20 protein-coding genes are annotated in these 19,470 nt (G+C 71.5%); 8 read left to right on the top strand and 12 right to left on the bottom strand.

What is annotated here, in order from left to right; genetic code table 11:
* Positions 1-65: 65 nt before the first annotated feature.
* Positions 66-440: a F0F1 ATP synthase subunit epsilon gene (locus ACH4RG_RS09010; protein WP_003966248.1), complete on the top strand. Its 375-nt coding sequence runs from the start codon at positions 66-68 to the stop codon at positions 438-440.
* 133 nt (positions 441-573) lie between these two features.
* Positions 574-1,020 carry a DUF2550 domain-containing protein gene (locus tag ACH4RG_RS09015; protein ID WP_056702475.1) on the top strand — a complete coding sequence of 149 codons (447 nt, stop codon included), beginning with the start codon at positions 574-576 and terminating at the stop codon, positions 1,018-1,020.
* Between the two features lie 309 nt (positions 1,021-1,329).
* On the opposite strand, the gene ACH4RG_RS09020 is transcribed toward ACH4RG_RS09015, so the two are convergent.
* The 3 genes from ACH4RG_RS09020 to ACH4RG_RS09030 all read right to left on the bottom strand — a co-directional run bounded on the left by ACH4RG_RS09020 (position 1,330) and on the right by ACH4RG_RS09030 (position 5,225).
* Positions 1,330-3,201 carry a glycosyl hydrolase family 18 protein gene (locus tag ACH4RG_RS09020; protein WP_397921300.1) on the bottom strand — a complete coding sequence of 624 codons (1,872 nt, stop codon included), beginning with the start codon at positions 3,199-3,201 and terminating at the stop codon, positions 1,330-1,332.
* Positions 3,202-3,354: 153 nt separating this feature from the next.
* A complete protein-coding gene (locus tag ACH4RG_RS09025; RefSeq protein ID WP_397921298.1) occupies positions 3,355-4,017 on the bottom strand; it encodes a response regulator in 663 nt (220 codons plus the stop codon).
* Positions 4,014-5,225, bottom strand: a complete 1,212-nt coding sequence (locus ACH4RG_RS09030; RefSeq protein WP_397921296.1) for a sensor histidine kinase — start codon at positions 5,223-5,225, stop codon at positions 4,014-4,016. The genes ACH4RG_RS09025 and ACH4RG_RS09030 overlap by 4 nt, the downstream gene beginning before the upstream one ends.
* A gap of 150 nt (positions 5,226-5,375) precedes the next feature.
* Between ACH4RG_RS09030 and ACH4RG_RS09035 the strand changes: the two genes are divergently transcribed.
* The gene (locus ACH4RG_RS09035) at positions 5,376-5,948 is read left to right on the top strand and encodes a hypothetical protein (RefSeq protein WP_398539298.1); all 573 of its coding nucleotides are present in this window, start codon (positions 5,376-5,378) and stop codon (positions 5,946-5,948) included.
* Between the two features lie 2 nt (positions 5,949-5,950).
* Here ACH4RG_RS09035 and ACH4RG_RS09040 read toward each other — a convergent pair whose 3' ends face one another.
* Both ACH4RG_RS09040 and ACH4RG_RS09045 read right to left on the bottom strand, forming a co-directional pair.
* Complete coding sequence (locus tag ACH4RG_RS09040; protein WP_397921292.1) at positions 5,951-6,523, bottom strand: cob(I)yrinic acid a,c-diamide adenosyltransferase; 573 nt, start codon at positions 6,521-6,523, stop codon at positions 5,951-5,953.
* A gap of 13 nt (positions 6,524-6,536) precedes the next feature.
* Complete coding sequence (locus ACH4RG_RS09045; protein ID WP_398539299.1) at positions 6,537-6,740, bottom strand: hypothetical protein; 204 nt, start codon at positions 6,738-6,740, stop codon at positions 6,537-6,539.
* A 276-nt stretch (positions 6,741-7,016) separates the two neighbouring features.
* Between ACH4RG_RS09045 and ACH4RG_RS09050 the strand changes: the two genes are divergently transcribed.
* The 3 genes from ACH4RG_RS09050 (at position 7,017) to ACH4RG_RS09060 (ending at position 11,285) form a co-directional block, all read left to right on the top strand.
* On the top strand, positions 7,017-7,865 hold the full coding sequence (locus ACH4RG_RS09050; RefSeq protein ID WP_397921290.1) for a 3-hydroxyacyl-CoA dehydrogenase family protein: 849 nt from the start codon (positions 7,017-7,019) through the stop codon (positions 7,863-7,865).
* A 292-nt stretch (positions 7,866-8,157) separates the two neighbouring features.
* Positions 8,158-8,481: an STAS domain-containing protein gene (locus ACH4RG_RS09055; protein ID WP_397921288.1), complete on the top strand. Its 324-nt coding sequence runs from the start codon at positions 8,158-8,160 to the stop codon at positions 8,479-8,481.
* Positions 8,482-8,780: 299 nt separating this feature from the next.
* Positions 8,781-11,285: an ATP-binding protein gene (locus tag ACH4RG_RS09060; RefSeq protein WP_397921287.1), complete on the top strand. Its 2,505-nt coding sequence runs from the start codon at positions 8,781-8,783 to the stop codon at positions 11,283-11,285.
* Positions 11,286-11,366: 81 nt separating this feature from the next.
* Here ACH4RG_RS09060 and nucS read toward each other — a convergent pair whose 3' ends face one another.
* The gene (gene nucS, locus ACH4RG_RS09065; RefSeq protein WP_097870781.1) at positions 11,367-12,038 is read right to left on the bottom strand and encodes an endonuclease NucS; all 672 of its coding nucleotides are present in this window, start codon (positions 12,036-12,038) and stop codon (positions 11,367-11,369) included.
* Between the two features lie 275 nt (positions 12,039-12,313).
* Here nucS and ACH4RG_RS09070 point away from each other — a divergent pair, with 275 nt between their 5' ends.
* Complete coding sequence (locus tag ACH4RG_RS09070; RefSeq protein ID WP_003966234.1) at positions 12,314-12,706, top strand: SCO5389 family protein; 393 nt, start codon at positions 12,314-12,316, stop codon at positions 12,704-12,706.
* A 130-nt stretch (positions 12,707-12,836) separates the two neighbouring features.
* Here the strand turns inward: ACH4RG_RS09070 and ACH4RG_RS09075 are convergent, their stop codons facing one another.
* The gene (locus tag ACH4RG_RS09075) at positions 12,837-13,886 is read right to left on the bottom strand and encodes an LLM class flavin-dependent oxidoreductase (RefSeq protein WP_397921285.1); all 1,050 of its coding nucleotides are present in this window, start codon (positions 13,884-13,886) and stop codon (positions 12,837-12,839) included.
* Between the two features lie 212 nt (positions 13,887-14,098).
* Here ACH4RG_RS09075 and ACH4RG_RS09080 point away from each other — a divergent pair, with 212 nt between their 5' ends.
* Positions 14,099-14,428: an ATP/GTP-binding protein gene (locus tag ACH4RG_RS09080; RefSeq protein WP_397921769.1), complete on the top strand. Its 330-nt coding sequence runs from the start codon at positions 14,099-14,101 to the stop codon at positions 14,426-14,428.
* 76 nt (positions 14,429-14,504) lie between these two features.
* Here the strand turns inward: ACH4RG_RS09080 and ACH4RG_RS09085 are convergent, their stop codons facing one another.
* The 5 genes from ACH4RG_RS09085 to ACH4RG_RS09105 form a co-directional block, all read right to left on the bottom strand.
* Positions 14,505-15,359 (bottom strand): ABC transporter permease subunit, encoded by an 855-nt coding sequence (locus tag ACH4RG_RS09085; RefSeq protein ID WP_397928933.1) that lies wholly within the window; start codon positions 15,357-15,359, stop codon positions 14,505-14,507.
* The gene (locus ACH4RG_RS09090; protein WP_398539300.1) at positions 15,356-16,492 is read right to left on the bottom strand and encodes an ABC transporter ATP-binding protein; all 1,137 of its coding nucleotides are present in this window, start codon (positions 16,490-16,492) and stop codon (positions 15,356-15,358) included. The genes ACH4RG_RS09085 and ACH4RG_RS09090 overlap by 4 nt, the downstream gene beginning before the upstream one ends.
* 130 nt (positions 16,493-16,622) lie before the next feature.
* A complete protein-coding gene (locus ACH4RG_RS09095) occupies positions 16,623-17,402 on the bottom strand; it encodes an ABC transporter permease subunit (protein WP_398539301.1) in 780 nt (259 codons plus the stop codon).
* A gap of 5 nt (positions 17,403-17,407) precedes the next feature.
* Positions 17,408-18,412, bottom strand: a complete 1,005-nt coding sequence (locus tag ACH4RG_RS09100) for an ABC transporter ATP-binding protein (protein WP_398539302.1) — start codon at positions 18,410-18,412, stop codon at positions 17,408-17,410.
* A gap of 84 nt (positions 18,413-18,496) precedes the next feature.
* A complete protein-coding gene (locus tag ACH4RG_RS09105; RefSeq protein WP_397921275.1) occupies positions 18,497-19,435 on the bottom strand; it encodes a cellulose-binding protein in 939 nt (312 codons plus the stop codon).
* Between the last annotated feature and the right edge of the window lie 35 nt (positions 19,436-19,470).

Consider the following 19,470-nt stretch of genomic DNA (forward strand, 5'->3'; position numbering starts at 1 on the left):
CCACGCCCCGTAGAATTGAACCGACACCCGGCCGGGCGGCCGGGTGGTGACCCGAGGAGCCACCCTTGGCTGCTGAGCTGCATGTCGAGCTGGTCGCCGCCGACCGAAGCGTCTGGTCCGGCGAGGCCACCCTGGTCGTCGCGCGCACCACGTCCGGCGACATCGGCGTCATGCCCGGTCACCAGCCGCTTCTCGGTGTGCTGGAATCGGGCCCGGTGACGATCCGCACGAGTGAGGGCGGCACCGTCATCGCCGCTGTGCACGGTGGATTCATCTCGTTCGCGGACGACAAGCTGTCGCTGCTGGCCGAGATCGCCGAGCTGGCCGACGAGATCGATGTCGAGCGCGCCGAGCGGGCGCTGGAACTCGCGAAGTCGGACGCGGACGCCGCTGCCCAGCGGCGCGCCGACGTGCGACTGCGCGCGGTGGCGGTGCGCTAGCACCCCCACTGACAGATGTCTTTACTCAGCCGCGGCTCGAGCTGGAGCGATCCAGCCGTGTCGCGGCTGAGGCGATGCAGGTGCAATACGGTTTCGGTGTTCGTTACTCGACGATGCGAGGAGGTCGGTGGAGATGGTCCTCGCGTTGTGGGTGGGAGCGTCCGTCATCGTCACGGTTCTGTTGGGACTGTTCGTCTTCGGCCTGCGCCGGAGGCTGATCCAGCGGTCCGGAGGGACCTTCGACTGCAGCCTGCGCTGGGACGTGTCGGAGGAACCCGATGCGCTCGGCAAGGGCTGGGTCTACGGGGTCGCCCGCTACAGCGGTGACCGCGTCGACTGGTTCCGGGTCTTCTCCTACGCTCCTCGCCCCCGCCGGGGCCTGGAGCGTTCTGCGATCGAGGTGATCGCCCGCCGGCTTCCGGAGGGCGAGGAGGAGCTCGCGCTCCTGTCCGACTCCGTCGTGCTCGGCTGTCTCCACCGCGGGACGCGCCTGGAGCTGGCGATGAGCGAGGACGCCCTGACCGGCTTCCTCGCCTGGCTGGAGGCGGCACCGCCCGGCCAGCGGGTCAATGTGGCCTGACCGGCAGCCCCGCTGGGAGGGGGTCCCCCCGGACGGAGTCTGGGGGAGGGGCGATGTGGCCTGACCGGCAGCCCCGCTGGTTGGGGGTCCCTCCTCGGACGGAGCCCGGGGAGGGTCAACATGGCCTGATACGCGGCCCCGCCGCCGGCAGGGGGCCCTGGACGAGGTCCGGGGGAGCCCTGGTGGCCTGAGGACGTCGCGGAGCCGCGCGTACACAGCGAAAAACCGGGGAGACGGGGGGCGGACCCGTCTCCCCGGTGCTTTTCCGGGGTGGTGCTTGCCGTTATGGCGTGGGGAGCACCGGTGTCGTTACTTCAGGCCGCTGGTGACCGCGGTCACCAGTTCGCCGTTGCTGGTGTCACCGGAGAGCTCCCAGATGAACGCTCCGCCCATGCCCTGGTTCTTCGTCCAGTTCATCTTCGAGCCGATGGTGGCCGGGGTGTCGTAGCTCCACCAGTTGGTGCCGCAGTGGGCGTACGCGGTGCCGCCGACGGTGCCGGTGGACGGGCAGGTGTTCTTGAGGACCTTGTAGTCCTCGAAGCCCGCCTCGTACGTGCCCGGGGCCGCGCCGGTCGCCGTGCCGCCGGGGGCGGACTGGGTGACGCCGGTCCAGCCTCGACCGTAGAAGCCGATGCCGAGGAGCAGCTTCTTGGCGGGGACGCCCTTGGCCTTCAGCTTGGCGATGGCCTCGGAGGAGGTGAAGCCCTGCTGCGGGATGCCGGTGTACGGGGTCAGCGGCGAGTGCGGGGCCGTCGGGCCCTTGGCCGCCCAGGCGCCGAAGAAGTCGTACGTCATCACGTTGTACCAGTCGAAGGACTGGGAGGCGCCGGCGTAGTCGGCCGCGTCGATCTTGCCGCCGTCGGAGCCGTCCGCGGTGATGGCGGCGGTGACCAGGTACTTCGGGCCGAACTTCGCCCGCATGGCGTCGGCCATGGTCTTGATCGAGGCCGGGCCGCTGGTGTCACAGGTCAGACCACAGGCGTTGGGGTACTCCCAGTCGAGGTCGATGCCGTCGAAGACATCGGCCCAGCGGGGGTCCTCGACCAGGTCGTGGCAGGACTGGGCGAAGGCGGCGGGGTTCTGCACGGCCTGGCCGAAGCCGCCGGACCAGGTCCAGCCGCCGAACGACCAGAGGATCTTGATGTGCGGGTACTTGGCCTTCAGCTTGCGCAGCTGGTTGAAGTTGCCGCGCACCGGCTGGTCCCAGGTGTCGGCGACGCCGTCGACGGACTGGTCGGCGGTGTACGCCTTCTCGTAGTCGGCGTAGGCGTCGCCGATGGTGCACTTGCCGTTCTGCACGTTGCCGAAGGCGTAGTTGATGTGCGTGATCTTCGCGGCCGTACCGGACGTCACCAGGTTCTTGACGTGGTAGTTGCGCCCGTAGACGCCCCAGTTGGTGAAGTAACCCATGGTGATCTTGTCACCGCCGGGCTGCTCGCCACCGCCGCCGGTGGTGCGCACGGAGACGGCGCCGGAGGCCGGGCCGGTCTGGTCCGCGGTGTCCCGGGCCTGTACGGCGTAGGAGTAGTCGGTGCCCGCGGTCAGGCCGGTGTTGGTGTACGTCGTGCCGGTGACCGTGGCGATCTTCGCGCCGTCGCGCAGCACGTCGTAGTTCTTGATGCCCTTGTCGTCGGTCGCCGCGCTCCAGCTGAGCTTGACCGAGGTGTCGGTGACGTCGCTGGTGGTGGGGGTGCCGGGCGCCGAGGGGGCGTTGTCGCCGGGGACGCTGCCGCCGTCACAGGAGGCGCCGTTCAGCTTGCAGCCCGTGGGGGAGCCGGAGCCGGTGCCGTTGAAGCCGAAGCTGATGCTGGCGCCGGGCGCCACGGACCCGTTCCAGGAGAGGTTCTTGGCGGTGTAGTGGTTACCGCTCTTGGTGAGGCTGGCGTCCCAGGCGGAGCCCGCCGTGGTGCCCGAGGGGAAGTCCCACTCGATGGTCCAGGAGGAGAGCGCGGTGGTGCCGGTGTTCTTCACCGTCCACTGGCCCTCGAAGCCGCTGCCCCAGTCCGACTTCTTGGTGTACGTGGCGGTGGCCGACGTGGCCGCCGTGGCGGGGGAGGCGAGCCCCACCATCGCGGCCAGCGGCACGACCAGTGCGGTCAGGCCCGCGATGACCTTGGACCGGCCGCTGCGGGCGGGGACCCATCGAAATCTGGATCGGCGTTGGGGGGATTCTGTGCTCAACGGAGCTCCTCGGGTGAGGTCCAACAAACGGGGGTGATTCGTGGACTGCAAACCCTGCGCCGCCCTGAGTACGGGTGCTCTCGTACTCACCGCAGTGTGTGACGGTGACAGTAGGAAGGTCTGGACCAATCGTCAAGAGGTCTGGACCAAAGATCAGGAAGTGGCCCGGACCCCCAACTCCTGTGCTAGAACCGCCGCCTGAACACGGCTGCGCAGCTCCAGCTTGCCCAGCACCCTGCTCACGTGGGTCTTGACCGTGGCCTCGGCCATCGAGAGGCGCAGCGCGATCTCCGCGTTCGACAGGCCCTCGCCCAGGCACCCCAGCACCTCGCGCTCGCGCCGGGTGAGCGTGTCCAGCACCGCGGGATCGGCCGCCACCCGGCCGCGTACGGGGGATGCGCCGGCAAACTCCGCGATCAGCCGCCGGGTCACGGCCGGGGCGATCAGCCCCTCGCCGCGCGCCACCGTCCGTACCGCCTCCAGCAGATCGCGGGCTTCGGTGTTCTTCAGCAGAAAGCCGGAGGCCCCCGCGCGCAGCGCCCCGAAGACGTACTCGTCCAGATCGAACGTGGTCAGCACCAGGACGTCCGCGAGCTCCTCCTCGACCACCTGCCGCGTCGCCGTCACCCCGTCGAGGCGCGGCATCTGGACATCCATCAGCACCAGGTCCGGGCGGAGTTCACGCGCCAGGCGCACCGCCGCCTCGCCGTCCCCCGCCTCTCCGACGACCTCGATGTCCGGCGCGCTGGAGAGGATCAGCACCAGCCCCGCGCGCACCGCCGACTGGTCCTCCGCGACCAGTACCCGGATGGTCATTCCCCCACCGCCCCTTCCGTCACGGGCAGTTGAGCCCGCACCCGCCAGACCTTGGTCCCGTTTCCGTTGCCGTCGTCGACCGGCTCGGCCCCGGCGTCGAACGTCCCGCCGAGCAGCGTCACCCGCTCCCGCATGCCCACCAGGCCCGCCCCCGAACCGGGCGCCGTCGGTCCGGGGCGGCTGCCGAACACACTGGTCACCTCGATCGTCAGCATCCCGTCGCCCTGGGCGAGTCGCGCCACGACCGGCCCCGGCGCCGCGTGTTTGAGGGCGTTGGTCAGGGACTCCTGGACGATCCTGTACGCGGCCAGCTCGACCGGGGTCGGCAGCGCCCCGGCCGTCGCCTCCCGCGTGTCCTCCAGGACGCAGACCAGCCCGCCCGACACCCCGTTGACGTTCGTCTGCTCGACGAGCACGTCCAGGGAGGCGAGCGTCGGGGCCGCCGCCGGGGCGTCGTCCTCGCCGCTCTCCCGCAGCAGGCCGATCAGCCGGCGCATCTCCGCGAGCCCCTCGACGCTGTTCTCGCGGATCACCTTCAGGGCGCTGCGTGAGGTCTCCGGGTCGTCGATGGACAGGGCCGCGGTGGAGTGGATCGCCACGGCGGACAAGTGGTTGGCCACCATGTCGTGCAGCTCCCTGGCCATCCGGGCCCGCTCGGCGATCACCGCCTGCGTCCGGTCCATCTCGGCCAGCCGCGCGGTCTGTGCCGCGGCCAGCCGGGCCGCCTCGGCGGCGGCGCGGTGGGTGCGCACACTGACGCCGGTGATGGCGGGGATGAAGGAGACCAGCCCGATGACCAGGCCGATCAACAGCGCCTCGGGCTCACGGAACCAGGCCAGGAAGCCGATCGTGGACGCCACGGTGATCAGGAGCGTGGCCACCGGGAGCCGACGGGCGGCGGCCGGGGTCCCGTACAGCACGGCCGCGTACATGACGTCCGTGAACATCAGGACGGTGGCGAGGTTGCCCGGGGTGAACTGGTTCGCCACCAGTGCGAGCGTGCCGATCGTCAGCGCCGTGCGCGGTGCGGTGCGGCGCAGCAGCTCGGCCGCGGCCATGACGGTCAGCGGTACGAGGGTGACCCAGGGTGCGGAGAGGGAGTGGCCGCCCTGGGTGTGGAGGCCCAGCAGCCACAGGAGCAGCCCGCCGAGCAGCCCGGAGACGCCCAGGGTCACGTCGTCGCGGTCGGGGCGGATCTGGGTGAGCACCTCTCCATCCAACACGCACCGCCGCCCCCGGACCTCCCTTCGGCGGCTGATCCGCGAGTACATCGAAGGATGCAGTCCGTTTTCGTCACTGCCGACGACGTGTCCGCGCCCGTCGGCCGGGAGGCTGGGAGGGAACGGGAGGAGAGAGTCGTGATCGCCCTACTGATCGTGGCCTGTGAGGTCGCATTCTGGGTCCTGCTGGCCGCCGGACTCGCCCTGCGGTACGTAGCGAGGAAACCGAAGCTCGGCGCGGCCGTGCTGCTGTGCGAGCCGCTGCTGGAGGTCGTGCTGCTGGTGGTGACGGCCATCGACCTGAAGAACGGGGCCGAGCCCGACTGGAAGCACGGGCTGGCCGCCGTCTACATCGGCTTCACGGTGGGTCTGGGCCACTCCACCATCACGTGGGTGGACGCCCGCGTCGCCCACCGCTGGTTCGGCGGCCCGCCGCCCGTGAAGCCGCCGAAGTACGGCATGGCGCGCGCCGTCCACGAGTGGCACATCGCCGCCCGCTGGATCCTCGCCGCGGTGGTCGCGCTGGGCCTGCTCCAGGCAGCCGTCTGGTACGTCGGCTCCGGCGGGGAGATCAGCTCGCTGCGGGGCTGGCAGCAGAAAATGGGCCTGGTGATCGGCGTCAACCTGATCATCGCCGGGGGCTACACGCTGTTCCCGAAGCGGGCTCCGAAGGGCGCGGTGACGGAACGGGAGCCGGCCGACGGGTGGTAGGCCTACCGCTCGCCGCCCGGCACCCACAGCACGTCCCCGACCTCCTTGTTCGCGCTCCGCGCCAGGATGAACAGGAGGTCGGAGAGGCGGTTGAGGTAGGTGGCGGTCAGGGTGTTCATCGACTCCCCGTGCACCTCCAGCGCCGCCCAGGTGGACCGCTCGGCGCGCCGGACCACGGTGCACGCCTGGTGCAGCAGGGCCGCGCCGGGCGTACCGCCGGGGAGGATGAAGCTGCGCAGCTTCTCCAGCTCCTCCAGGAAGGTGTCGCAGTCCGTCTCCAGCTTGTCGATGTAGGACTGCTCGACCCGCAGCGGGGGGTACTTCGGGTCCTCGATCACCGGAGTGCAGAGGTCCGCGCCCACGTCGAAGAGGTCGTTCTGGACGCGTACGAGGACCTTCACCAGCTCCTCGGGCAGCTGCCCGAGCGCGATGGCCGCGCCGATCGCCGCGTTGGCCTCGTTGGCGTCCGCGTACGCCGAGATCCGCAGATCGGTCTTGGCGGTGCGGCTCATGTCGCCGAGGGCGGTGGTGCCCTGGTCGCCGGTCCGGGTGTAGATGCGCGTCAGATTGACCATGCGCCCAGCGTAGTTACGCTCCGGCCCGCCGGAAGACCGGTGTGCCCACTGTCACGGCCGCGGCGGCGAGCACCACGGCGACGAGGACCCCGTGGAGCACGCGCGTCGTGGCGTACGAGCCGGTGCAGGCGTCCCGTAACGCGTCCACCAGACGGCGGAACCGGGTGAAGCGGGGGAGGGCGTCCAGTCGGCCGGGGCCGAGCGCGGCGGGCGGCATCGGGCCGGGGATGACGAAGGGCCGCAAGGCCGTCGAGGTCTCCCACGGCGCCCTCGGCGTCCTCGACGACACCGAGGGGCTGCTCGGCGACCGGGCCCTCAACTACGCGCGACGCGGAGCCGAATGACGCGTCCCGGTGTGATGTCCGTCATCTGAGACGTGACGCGCATCTCTTCACCGCCCCAGCGCGCCCGACGGGTACTAACCTCCGCCGGAGAGCATGTGAACCGCCGTGAACAATCGGGCACGGGCGAACAGAGACCAAGGGGTGCGAACGTGGCCAGGAAGCTCGCCGTCATCGGGGCCGGACTCATGGGATCCGGGATCGCGCAGGTCTCCGCCCAAGCGGGCTGGGACGTCGTGCTGCGGGACGTCACCGACGCCGCGCTGACCCGGGGCCGCGACGGCATCGAGGCCTCGTACGACAGGTTCGTCTCCAAGGGCAAGCTGGAAGCGGCCGACGCCGAGGCCGCGCTCGCCCGCATCACCACGACCACCGACCTCGACGCCGTCGCCGACGCGGACGTCGTCGTGGAAGCCGTCTTCGAGAAGCTGGAAGTCAAGCACGAGATCTTCCGGGCCCTGGACAAGGTCGTCGGCGAGAACACCGTTCTCGCGTCCAACACCTCCGCCATCCCGATCACCAAGATCGCGGCCGTGACGGAGCGTCCGGAACGCGTCGTCGGCGTGCACTTCTTCTCGCCGGTCCCGATGATGCAGCTCTGCGAGCTGGTGCGCGGCTACAAGACCAGTGACGAAACCCTCGCCACCGCCCGGGAGTTCGCGGAGTCGGTCGGCAAGACCTGCATCGTCGTCAACCGCGACGTGGCGGGCTTCGTCACCACCCGGCTGATCTCGGCGCTCGTCGTCGAGGCCGCCAAGCTGTACGAGTCGGGCGTCGCCTCGGCCGAGGACATCGACATCGCCTGCAAGCTGGGCTTCGGCCACGCCATGGGCCCGCTCGCCACCGCGGACCTGACCGGCGTCGACATCCTCCTGCACGCCACCGGCAATATCTACACCGAGTCGCAGGACGAGAAGTTCGCCGCCCCGGAGCTGATGCGCCGGATGGTCGACGCAGGTGACATCGGGCGCAAGAGCGGGCAGGGCTTCTACACGTACTGACCGGACCCGGCTCCTCGGCCCGGCCCGGCCCGCCACCGTCCGGGCCGGGGGAGCCGCGGACTTTACCCGGCGGGGACCGGTCCCCGACGAACCGGAGTCACTCCACCGAGTGAATTCGATATCAGTTCGCTTACAGACGGCAACTTCCCTGTCCTCGGGACAGTCAGTGGTGGCAGAGACAGGGCGCCACGCATGGCGGAGGCAGGGCCCACGACAGAGCCGACGGCGGAACAGACGGCCGACGGCAGAACAGACCGACGGACCTTCTACGGAGCATGACCGGGGAGCGCATATGCACATCAGGGGCGACCACGCCGAGCTGGTCGTCGGGGGCCGCCTCGACGTCCGAAGCGCGGCGGACGCCCGTACGGTCCTGCACACGGCCGTGGACGACGGAGTCGGCGACCTCGTGCTGGACCTGACCGAGCTGGACTCCTGGGACGCCACGGGACTCGGCGTCATCATGGGAGCACACCGCAGGGCGGGACGGGCCGGACGCCGCCTCGTGCTGCGCGGCGTGCCGCCACAGATGCAGCGCCTCCTGGTGGCCACCCGGCTGCACCGCATCCTGGCCATCGAGGGCGGCATCGCCGCCGAGTCGCTGCCGCGCGTCTGAGGGCGTGCCCGCGGCCGCTCACCCCGCCGGGAGCCGGACGGCCGCGCGCACGTCCTCGGGGAGCCGGACGGCCGGACGGACCGTACCCGGCGGAAGAAGTCACGCAATCCTCACCGGAACGTGACGTCCTGGACGGCGTGGCACCCCGGCGGTTCGTGAATACTGTGCCAAGGCCTAGGGTTCGGCCGTCCGCCGAATGACAACGAACCCATGGGCGGACACCGGACCGGAAGCGACAGTGGGGCGCGTGTGAGGCCGGGAGGGGCAACCGCGCACGACGCGTCTGGGGGACTTTTGCGATGGACCCGACACACCGGGCACCCGAGGAGTACGGGCAGGGCCACGACCGCTCCGGCGGCGATCCCGGCCACCGCCGGCCGTCCCGCGAATCGGGCGGCGCCGACTTCGGCCCGGGGACACCGCAACAGGTCCGCGTCGTCCAGCTGACCGTCGGCGACCTGCTGCTCACGGTCAACCCCGTCGACGGCAGCGAGGTCGAGTCCTGCCCGCCCGGCTCGGGCCCCGACGCCCCGGTCCGCCGCACCCGGGCCGAACGCGCCGACCACGAACGCGCCGGAGCGCCCCCGGTGCCCGCGGGACCGCCCGCCCCGCAGCTGCCGCTCCTGGAACGCGAGGAGGAGCGCGAACGCCTGGTCCGCCTGCTGGCGCGCGGTCGCAGCGTCCGCCTCACCGGTCAGGCCGGGTCCGGCCGCACCGCGCTGCTGGACGCCGTCGCCGCCGACTGCGCGGACCTGGCCCCCGACGGAGTCGTCCGGCTCAACGGCCGGGGCCGCACCGGCGCCGATCTGCTGCACGCCCTCTTCGACACCGTCCACAAGGCCCCGAACCACCGCCCCGACCGCGACGAACTGCTCGCGCTCGTCCGGTCCATCGGCGCCGTCGTCACCATCGACGACCTGGAGATCGGCGGAGCGGCCCTCGACGAACTGCTCGCCGCCACCCCCGAGTGCGCCTTCCTGCTCGCCGCCACCCCCGAGACCACCACTCCCGGCGTCGACGCCCACCTGGAGGAGGTGCTCCTCGCCGGCCTCGGCCGCGGCGCCTCGCTGGCCCTGCTGGAGAAGGTCGTCGAGCGCCCCCTCACGGAGGAGGAGCGGAACTGGGCGGGCGACCTCTGGTTCGAGTCCGAGGGCCTGCCGCTCCGCTTCGTCCAGGCCGGATCGCTCCTCGTGCAGCGCGACCGGCTGCGCGCGGACCCCGAAGCCTTCGACGAGTACGACTACTTCGAGCCACGCGCGGACGACGCGCCGCCGGCCCCCGCGGCACCGGCCGCCGAAGCCCTCGACGTCCCGCTGCCGAGCCTCGGCGAGGGCGCCGCGCCCGCCGTGCTGCTCGCCTCCCGGCTCAGCGAGACGGCCCGGGCCACCCTGCGCTTCGCCGTCGCCCTCGGCGGCGAGGTGCCCCACCAGGCCCATCTGCCGGCCCTCGTGGGCGACACCCACGCGGACGCCGCGCTCGGCGAGCTCGCGGGCTGCGGCCTGCTCTCCCCGGCCGGCCCCCGCTACCGCCTCGCCGCCGGAGTCCTCGCCCAGCTCGCGGCGGCCGGCTACGAGGACGACGCCGCCGCCCACGCCCGTACCGCCGCCCAGCACTACGCCTGGTGGGCCTCGCACCCCTCGGTCACCCCGGAACGGGCCGTCGCCGAGGCGGACGCGATCGTCGCCTCCCTGGGCCGGCTGGTCCCGGGCGACGAGGCGGGGGCGGCCAGCGCGGCCGTCCTGCTGGCCCGCAGCGCCTCCCCGGCCTTCGCGGCGGGCCTGGGCTGGGGAGCCTGGGAGCGGGCCCTCAGGATCGGCCAGGAGGCCGCCAGGATCGCCGGCGAGGTCGCCGAGGAGGCCTACTTCCACCACGAGTTGGGCGTCCTCGCGCTCTGCACCGGCAATCCGGACCGGGCCAGGACCGAGTTGGAGACCTCGATCGGGATGCGCGGCGCCCTCGCCGACAAGTCCGGGGCCGTGGCAGGACGCCGCGCGCTCGCCCTCGTCGCGGACCGCTCCGGCGACTTCGCCCCCCTCGGCCGCACGGCATCGGGCGACGAGGTGCCCACGGTGCGCCAGGACGGCCCGGGCACACCGCCCGGCGGGTTCCCGGGCGCACCGGTGTTCCCGCGGCAGCCGGCCGAGGAGCAGCCCACGGTCGTCTCCGCGGTGCCGCCCGGCCCCGCCGCGCGCAAGGGGACCGGCCGGGCCGTCCTGGGCGGCGCCCGGCGCAACCTGGCCGCCGCGGGCGCGGGCGCCGCGCTGATCGCGGTGCTCGGCACCGTCGTCACGCTCGGCGTCACCGCGGGCGACGGCGACGAGCCGGGCAGCCGCAACGTCACCACCGAGCAGACGGCCACCGAGGACCCGACCGACGACGGCCTGCCCCCCAAGGAGTCGGAGGACGACTCCGTCCCGGCCGGGGAGACCACCGGCGGCGAGGCGCCCGCGACCCCGAGCGCCTCGGATTCGGCGAGTCCGAGCACCTCCGGCTCCCCGTCCCCGAGCGCCTCCGCGTCGGACGGTACGCCGCCGGGGACGGACGACCCGACCGACGACGGGAGCAGCTCCCCGAGCGAGCCGACGCCGAGCGGCGGGCCGACCAAGCCCACCAAGCCGCCGACGACCCCGCCCTCCAGCCCGCCGACGACTCCGCCCACCGAGACGCCGACGACCCCGCCGACCGAGACACCCACCGACGACCCGACGGATCCGGAGGAGGGTTCTTCTTCCTCCTCCGCGGCCGGCCCCGCCGAGTCGGCGAGTGCCCCGGAGTCCGAAGCGGCCCTCGACCCGGCGGTCTGAGCACGCCGGCCGGCCGAACGTACGGGGGCCGGGTGGCTCACACTTCCGCGTGAGTCACCCGGCCCCCGTTGACGCCGCCGCTCAGAACAGCCGCAGCTTGTCGTCCTCGATGCCCCGCATCGCGTCGTAGTCCAGGACCAGGCAGCCGATGCCGCGGTCCGTCGCCAGCACCCGGGCCTGCGGCTTGATCTCCTGCGCGGCGAAGACCCCCCGGACCGGCGCGAGGTGCGGGTCGCGGTTCAGCAGCTCCAGATAGCGCGTCAGCTGCTCCACGCCGTCGATGTCGCCACGCCGCTTCAACTCCACGGCCACCGTCTGCCCGTTCGCGTCCCGGCAGAGGATGTCCACCGGTCCGATGGCGGTGGGGTATTCGCGGCGGATCAGGGTGTGACCCTCGCCGAGGATCTCCATCCGGTCCGCGAGCAGCTCCTGGAGGTGCGCTTCCACGCCGTCCTTGATGAGCCCCGGGTCGACGCCCAGCTCGTACGACGAGTCATGGAGGACTTCCTCCATCGTGATGATCAGTTTTTCGCCCGCCTTGTTCACCACGGTCCAGACGCCTTCCTCACCGTCGGCGCCCTCCTTCAGGGTGCACGGCGGGGACATCCAGTTGAGCGGTTTGTACGCCCGGTCGTCGGCGTGGATGGAGACGCTTCCGTCCGCCTTCACCAGGATCAGTCGGGGGGCGGAGGGCAGGTGGGCTGTGAGCCGGCCCGCGTAGTCCACGGAGCAACGGGCGATGACGAGACGCATGGTCGGCAACGCTACTCGACGACGGGGGCTCGACGCGATTTCCCCATCCGTCGCCCCCTGTCACTCGGTGCACACCGCGGCGGGGCGATGCGGGCTTGCCCCTCTTTGCTCCCCTTCGTTATTGGCCGGTTGTGTTCCCAATCTCCTGGTGCGGCCCCGACCGCGCCCTTACCGTGGAAGCAGGAGGTCGCCGTCCGTGCACGCTGCGTCGTCGCCGCCCCCCTTCCCTGCCCGTAAGGCCCCGGCCATCGCCCGGGGTCGCGAGAGGAGAACCCATGTCGCTCGACGTCTCACCGGCGCTGTTGGAACAGGCCGAGCGAGGCGAGGTCGACGAAGCCGACTTCGTCGACTGCGTCCGGACCTCCCTGCCCTTCGCATGGGAGATGATCAGCTCGCTGGTGGCTCAGCTGAAGGTCGACGGCGGACAGTTCGCCGACAACCAGACGCCGCCGCCGGACGAGCAGGCTCGTGGTCAGCTGCTGCGCGCGCTCGCGAGTGATGCGATACGCGGCGCGCTCCAGCGGCACTTCGGAGTGCGCATCGCATTCCAGAACTGCCACCGCGTCGCGGTGTTCCCGCTGGACGCCTCGGTCGACGACCGACTGGCCAAGTTCACTTCGGTGAGGGGCCAGTTGCTCAACCAGTCGCCCGAACTTCGGGACTGCTGAACGCTTCTGCTGCCGTCCCGGGCCGCGGGAGGTGCAACTGGCCCCGGGGCGGCAGCTCCCGCACCACCGCGTCACTCGTCCCACAGCTCTCAGCCGGCAGACGGATCCTGGGAACACCGGCATGCGCAGGTCAGGTGAGCAGCGGCAGCACGTCGGCACCCAGCCGTCGGACGTTCTCCTCGGTCGCCGCGAGATCGCCCGACCCCTCCACCAGGAGGGCGAAGCGCGTGATCCCGGTCCGTTCGGCGGTGGCCGCCAGCCGGTCGGCCGCCAGCCGCGGCGGGCCCACCGGGTGCAGCCCGCACAGCAGTTCCGTGTACGCGACCGGGTCCCGCATCACGCGGTGCCTGTCGTCGACCGTGACATGGGCGTCGAGCCCCTGGCGCAGCCAGCCGGGCATCGACTTCACCAGCAGCTCCATGGCCTCTCCGGCGCCGTCCTCGATCTGGGCCACCCCGGCGGACACATGCGCGGCCTCCTCCACCACCTCGGGCCGATGGCCGGCCTCCCGGGCGGCCGTACGCCACAGGGCGACCATCTCCGCTTTCTCCTCGTCCCCGCAGTGCATGCCCAGCAGCATCGGCAGCGCCTGCCGGGCCGCGAGCCGCACGCTCTTCGGCGACGTGCACGCCACGACGACCTCGGGCCCCGCTCCACCCGGTCCCGCGTCCACCGGGCCCTCCAGCAGCTCGTCCGCGCGGGGCACCACCGCCACCTCGCGGAAGCCGAACCGCTCGCCGCGCCCCGCGACGCGCGGCTCCCGCAGCCAGTCGAGCACCAGGCCGAGCGCCTCGGGGAAGCCGTTCTCGTACGCGTCGAGACCGCCGCCGAACACTTCCAGGTCCACCCATGGACCACCCCGCCCCACCCCGAGCGAGAAGCGTCCGCCGCTGGTCAGATGCAGCAGCGCGGCCTGCTCGGCGAGCGCGACCGGGTGGTGGTTGGGCAGCACGCTGACCGCCGTGCCGACCCGGATCCTGCGGGTGCGGCCCAGCAGCAGCGCCGCCAGCGTGGTCGCGGACGGGCAGACCCCGTACGGCACGAAGTGGTGCTCGGCCAGCCAGACCGAGTCGAGACCGCTCTCCTCCGCGACCTCGGTGGACCGGACGGCCCGGTGCAGGGCCTCGCCCGGCCCCTGTCCCGGGAACTGGGCTGCCAGAACGAACGTTCCGATGCGCATCGCCTATTGCCTCCTTGCGGCCGACGCGTTTCTCCCCCACCGGCAACAACGTCCGACACGTGCCAAAGGCACGGTCCCGGAGGATGTTGTTGCGATTTTCCGCTAACTCACCCCGCTGCCGGAGAGGGCCGCCGGACAGCCCGACCGCCGCCTCCGACGCCAGGCTCTACGCTTGGACGCAATCGTGTCCGATCCGCCCCGTGAGGTGTCCTGTGTCCCCGCGCCGCAACCGCCCCCGTGGCGGCGACAGTCCCGACGAACACCCCGGCTCGGCGCTCGGCAGGTACGGCGGGGGAGGTGCCACCGAGAGCTGGCAGGGCGAGGAGTGGTCGGTGCGCCCGGTCAGCGGCGCGAGCGCCCAGGGCAAGCGGTACCGCTGCCCCGGCTGCGACCAGGAGATTCCCTCCGGGGTCCCGCACCTCGTGAGCTGGCCCGAGTTCGGCGGCATCGACGACCGCAGGCACTGGCACAAGGCGTGCTGGAACGCGAAGGACCGCCGCACCACCAGGGTGCAGCGGTCCCGGAACGCTCCGCGCTACTGAGGACGACCGGCCCCGTCGACCTCAGGTCTCGCGCGGCCCCCGGACGTCGCGCGACCCGTCGGACGTCTCGGCCCCCTCAGACGTCGCGCCGGTTCAGTATCGCGACGGCCCCGACCAGAACCGCGGCGGCCAGGCCCAGCATCAGCAGCGGCGGCTCCCAGCCGGTCGGACCGGTACTGGTCATCGTCGTGCCGTAGATCCCGCCGATCTGGTTGGGGATCGAGTAGTCGATCAGGAAGTGCCGAAGGCCCCGCAGGCTGTCGTCGAACATGAACGCCGCGAGGACCAGGGGCGCCAGCACCACGCCGATCATGATGGTGATCGCACCCGCCGAGTGCCGCACGATCGCGCCGACCCCGAGCGACAACAGGCCGAGGGCCGCGAGATAGAGCCCGACACCGGCCGTGGCGAGCGCCCAGTCGCCGCCCGAAGCGGCGGGGCCGTCCAGGATCAGCGTCTGGAGCCCCGCCACGACCGCGGTGGTGACCGTCGTGACGGCGAAGGACAGCGCGGCGAAGACGATCGCCTTCGCCGCGAGCACCCGGCCCCGGCTCGGACAGGCCGTCAGCGTGGTGCGGATCATGCCGGTGCTGTACTCGGACCCGATGGTCAGCACACCGAGCGTGATCACACAGATCGAGCCCAGCAGCACCCCGAAGAAGCCGAGGGCCAGGGCCGGCTCGTCCGGCATACCGCCGCCGCTGCTGTCCGCCGCCAGCAGCAGCGCGGTGCCCGGCCCGACCGTCAGCATCAGCGCGATCATCACGCCGAGCGTCCAGATCGTGGCGCGTACGGAACGGATCTTGGTCCACTCCGAGGCGACCGCGTCGCCGAGGGTGGCGGGCCGGATCGGGATCGGCGACTCGTAGGAGGCCGGCGGGCCGGCGTCCGACGCCTGCTCGTGGGCCCGCGGGGTGGCCGGCGTCGTCATCGGAGGTCCTTGCTCGTCTGCTCTCCGGCCGCGGCGGCGGAAGAGGGCTCGGCTTCGGGGGAGGGCGCCGCGGGTGCGTGGCCCCGGCCCGGAACGGGCGGCGGCGGGGCATACCAGCCCTCCTGAGGCACCTCCACCGGCTCGGGGTAAACAAAGCTGTCGGCGCTCCCGTACGCGTCCTGGGGGAGCGGCTCCACGAGCCCCGCCTTGGCGTCGTCCGTCGAGCGGTAGTCCACCAGGCCCTGCGTGAGGCGCATGTACGCCTCCTCCAGGGAGGCCTGGTGCGGCGACAGCTCCCAGAGGCGTACGTCGCAGCCGTGAGCCAGGTCGCTGATCCGCGGCAGCGGCAGCCCGGTGACCCGCAGCGCGCCGCCCGGCTCCGTCATGACCCGGCCGCCCGCCTCGACGAGCGAGGCCGTCAGCTTCTGCCGCTCCTCGGGGGCGTCGTCCGGCACCCGGACCCGGGCGAAGTCGGCGGAGTTGGCGGAGATGAAGTCCGTGACGCTCATGTCGGAGAGCAGCCGGCCGCGCCCGATCACGATCAGATGGTCGGCGGTGAGGGCCATCTCGCTCATCAGGTGGGACGAGACGAAGACCGTGCGTCCTTCGGCGGCGAGCGCCTTCATCAGATTGCGGACCCAGTGGATGCCCTCCGGGTCGAGACCGTTGACCGGCTCGTCGAACAGCAGCACCTGCGGATCGCCGAGCAGCGCCGCCGCGATCCCGAGCCGCTGGCCCATCCCGAGCGAGAAGCCCCTGGAGCGGTGCTTGGCGACGTCCTGGAGGCCGACGACGCCGAGCACCTCGTCGACCCGGGCCGCCGGGATGCCGGCCAGCTGGGCCAGGGACAGCAGGTGGTTGCGGGCGGTGCGTCCGCCGTGCACGCCCTTGGCGTCCAGCAGGGCGCCCACCTGGCGCGGGGCGTTCGGCAGGTCGCGGTAGGGGTGGCCGCCGATCGTGACATGACCTGAGGTGGGGCGGTCCAGGCCGAGGATCATGCGCATGGTCGTGGACTTGCCCGACCCGTTGGGACCGAGGAACCCGGTGACGGCGCCGGGCCGCACCTGGAAGGAAAGGTCGTCCACGGCCGTCTTCGCGCCGTAGCGCTTGGTCAGGCCGACTGCCTCGATCATTCTCCAGCCCCATCGACTCACTCTGTCGTTCGAGGCTCGGGCCACCCGGCCGCACACCCCCGTTGGAGTTAGGAGGATAACCAGGCGGTGACGGTTCCGGCCAAGTTGCGCACTGCGTGCGAGCGGACCGTTACGCGTCCCGCTTCTTCAGGACGAGGAAGCCGCCGAGCACCGCCGCCAGTACCCAGAGCACCATGATCCCGAGGCCCGCCCACGGTCCGTACGGGGCCGGGTCGGTGTTCAACGCGTCCGGGACGACCTGCATGATCTTCGAACCGGCCTGGTCGGGGAAGTACCGGGCGACGCTCTTGGCGCCCGGCACCGCCGCGAGGATCTGCGAGACCAGGAAGAAGAACGGCATCAGGATGCCGAGCGACAGCATGGAACTGCGCAGCATCGCCGCCACTCCCATGGAGAAGATCGCGATCAGTCCCATGTAGAGCCCGCCGCCGACGACCGCGCGCAGCACGTTCTCCGCGCCGATGTCGGTGCCTCGGTCGCCGAGCATGGCCTGGCTCAGGAAGAACGAGACGAAGCTGGTGAGCAGCCCCACGGCGAGGGCCAGCACACCGGCCACCGTGATCTTGCTGAGGAGGAAGGTCGCGCGCTGGGGCACCGCCGCCAGCGAGGTGCGGATCATGCCGGAGCTGTACTCGGTGCCGACCACGAGCACACCGAACACCACCATCGCGAGCTGGCCGAGAACCGTCCCGGAGAAGCTGACGAAGGTCGGGTCGAACGTGGCCTGCTCAGCCTCGGAGAGGTCGTCGAACGTGGCGTTCAACAGGGCGCTCAGCGCCGCTCCCATCACGACCGTGACGGCGAACGCGGAGATCAGCGTCCAGGTGGTCGAGGAGACCGACCGGATCTTGGTCCATTCCGAGGTGAGAACCGCGGGTACCGATGCCATGGTCGTCACGCCCCCTTGCCGTCGGTGTCGTCGGTGCCCCCGGGCCTGTTCCAGCCCTCGCCCCAGCCGGCTCCCACCGCGGGGGGTTCGGCCGCCGGGTCCCGTTCCGAATGGGCGTGGTACTCCACCGAACCGGCGGTCATCTGCATGAACGCCTCCTCCAGCGAGGCCCGCTGGGAACTCAGCTCGTGCAGCACCAGCTGGTGCCGGGCGGCGAGCTCACCCAACTCCTCGGTGGTGGCGCCGTCGACCTCCAGGACGCCGCCCGTCGTCTCGACGGCGGTGAAGCCCTCCTGGTGCAGCACGTCGCGCAGCCGCTCCTGCTGCGGGGAGCGCAGCCGCGCGTAACTGCGGGAGTTCTCGTGGATGAAGTCCGCCATCGAGGTGTCGGCGAGCAGCTTGCCCTGGCCGATCACGATCAAATGGTCGGCGGTCAGAGCCATTTCGCTCATCAGGTGGGACGAGACGAAGATCGTCCGGCCCTCCGACGCGAGCGCCTTCATCAGATTGCGGATCCAGTGGATGCCCTCGGGGTCCAGTCCGTTGACCGGCTCGTCGAACATCAGGATCTCGGGATCGCCGAGCAGCGCGGACGCGATGCCGAGCCGCTGGCCCATGCCGAGGGAGAACCCCTTGGACTTCTTCTTCGCCACCGCGCTCAGACCGACCATGTCGAGGACCTCGTCGACCCGGCTGCGCGGGATGCGGTTGCTCTGCGCCAGGCAGAGCAGGTTGTTGTACGCGCTGCGGCCGCCGTGCATCGCCTTGGCGTCGAGGAGCGCCCCGATGTACTTCAGCGGTTCCTGGAGTTCGCGGTAGTGCTTGCCGTCGATGCGCACCGTACCGCTGGTCGGGTTGTCGAGATCGAGCATCATCCGCATCGTGGTGGACTTGCCCGCCCCGTTCGGGCCGAGGAAGCCGGTCACGATGCCCGGTCTGACCTGACACGACAAATGATCGACGGCGACCTTGCTGCCGAATCGTTTGGTGAGTCCCTCGAGCTCGATCATGCGTTCACGCTAGAACGCCCGAGCGCCCGGCGCCACCACAAAGGCGGAACCGGGCGCACACGGGGGTACTACGCGCGCCGGGGGTCAGCGGGTCTGCTGGGCCGGGACGCCGCGGGTGGCGGGCTCGTCCTCCACCGGGGAGCCGGCGGCGGCGACGGCGGCGCCGGTCAGCGTCGCCAGCATCTCGCGGACGTTGGTCAGCTGCGCGTTGATCGAGTCGCGGCGGTTGGTGAGCGCCGCCAGCTCGCGCTCCGACTCGCTGCGGATCCGGTCGGCCTTGGCGTTGGCGTCGGCGACGATGTCCTCGGCCTGGCGCTGGGCGGTCTCCACCGTCTGGCGGGCCCGGCGCTCGGCGTCCGTCCGGAGCTTCTCGGCCTCCAGGCGGAGCTGCTCGGCACGGTGCTCGATCTCGGCGAGACGCTTCTCGGCCTTGGCCTGGCGGGACGCGAGGTCGCGCTCCGACTGCTCGCGGCGCTTGGCGAGGTTCGTCTCGAAGTCGGCCGCGGCCTGGGCGGCCTTGGCGCGGGTCTCCTCGAAGAGGGCGTCGGCCTCCTCGCGCTTCTGCTGGGCGTCCTTCTGGGCGTCGGTGCGGAGCGTGTTCGCCTCGCCCTGGGCCTTCTCGACGATGCGGACGCCCTCGTCCTCGGCCTTCGCCTTGCGCTCGGCGGCGAACGACTCGGCGTCGTTGCGCACCTGCTGGGCCGCCGACTCGGCGAGCTCCCGGTGCTGCTCGGCCGCGCGGCGGGCCTCCTCGCGCAGGTCCTTGGCCTCCTCCTCGGCGAGGCGGAGAATCTTCTCGACACGGGCGCCGAGACCGGCGTACGACGGCTCGGCGTCGTTTACCTGGGCCTGGGCGTTCTGCGTCTCGAGGTGGAGCTCCTCGATGCGCTTTTCCAGAGAGGTGATTCGGGCCAGTGCACTGTCACGGTCGGCGACGAGCTTGGAGATGCGGTCGTCCACCTGACCGCGGTCGTAGCCTCGTCGCACGAGCTCGAAGCCGAAGGGGGAGGAAGGGTCACTCATGAGGTTCCTGTCGAATGAGACCGGTGAGGTGATAG

The sequence above is a fragment of the Streptomyces sp. NPDC021019 genome, assembly GCF_044333295.1.
In the GTDB taxonomy this organism is placed as follows: Bacteria; Actinomycetota; Actinomycetes; order Streptomycetales; family Streptomycetaceae; genus Streptomyces.

Excerpts from the sequence above, each read along its gene's own strand:
- ACH4RG_RS09015 (WP_056702475.1), top strand. The coding sequence starts at position 574 with ATGGTCCTCGCGTTGTGGGTGGGAGCGTCCGTCATCGTCACGGTTCTG.
- ACH4RG_RS09025 (WP_397921298.1), bottom strand. The coding sequence starts at position 4,017 with ATGACCATCCGGGTACTGGTCGCGGAGGACCAGTCGGCGGTGCGCGCG.
- ACH4RG_RS09040 (WP_397921292.1), bottom strand. The coding sequence starts at position 6,523 with ATGGTCAATCTGACGCGCATCTACACCCGGACCGGCGACCAGGGCACC.
- ACH4RG_RS09045 (WP_398539299.1), bottom strand. The coding sequence starts at position 6,740 with ATGCCGCCCGCCGCGCTCGGCCCCGGCCGACTGGACGCCCTCCCCCGC.
- ACH4RG_RS09055 (WP_397921288.1), top strand. The coding sequence starts at position 8,158 with ATGCACATCAGGGGCGACCACGCCGAGCTGGTCGTCGGGGGCCGCCTC.
- ACH4RG_RS09060 (WP_397921287.1), top strand. The coding sequence starts at position 8,781 with ATGGACCCGACACACCGGGCACCCGAGGAGTACGGGCAGGGCCACGAC.
- nucS (WP_097870781.1), bottom strand. The coding sequence starts at position 12,038 with ATGCGTCTCGTCATCGCCCGTTGCTCCGTGGACTACGCGGGCCGGCTC.
- ACH4RG_RS09070 (WP_003966234.1), top strand. The coding sequence starts at position 12,314 with ATGTCGCTCGACGTCTCACCGGCGCTGTTGGAACAGGCCGAGCGAGGC.
- ACH4RG_RS09075 (WP_397921285.1), bottom strand. The coding sequence starts at position 13,886 with ATGCGCATCGGAACGTTCGTTCTGGCAGCCCAGTTCCCGGGACAGGGG.
- ACH4RG_RS09085 (WP_397928933.1), bottom strand. The coding sequence starts at position 15,359 with ATGACGACGCCGGCCACCCCGCGGGCCCACGAGCAGGCGTCGGACGCC.
- ACH4RG_RS09090 (WP_398539300.1), bottom strand. The coding sequence starts at position 16,492 with ATGATCGAGGCAGTCGGCCTGACCAAGCGCTACGGCGCGAAGACGGCC.
- ACH4RG_RS09095 (WP_398539301.1), bottom strand. The coding sequence starts at position 17,402 with ATGGCATCGGTACCCGCGGTTCTCACCTCGGAATGGACCAAGATCCGG.
- ACH4RG_RS09100 (WP_398539302.1), bottom strand. The coding sequence starts at position 18,412 with ATGATCGAGCTCGAGGGACTCACCAAACGATTCGGCAGCAAGGTCGCC.
- ACH4RG_RS09105 (WP_397921275.1), bottom strand. The coding sequence starts at position 19,435 with ATGAGTGACCCTTCCTCCCCCTTCGGCTTCGAGCTCGTGCGACGAGGC.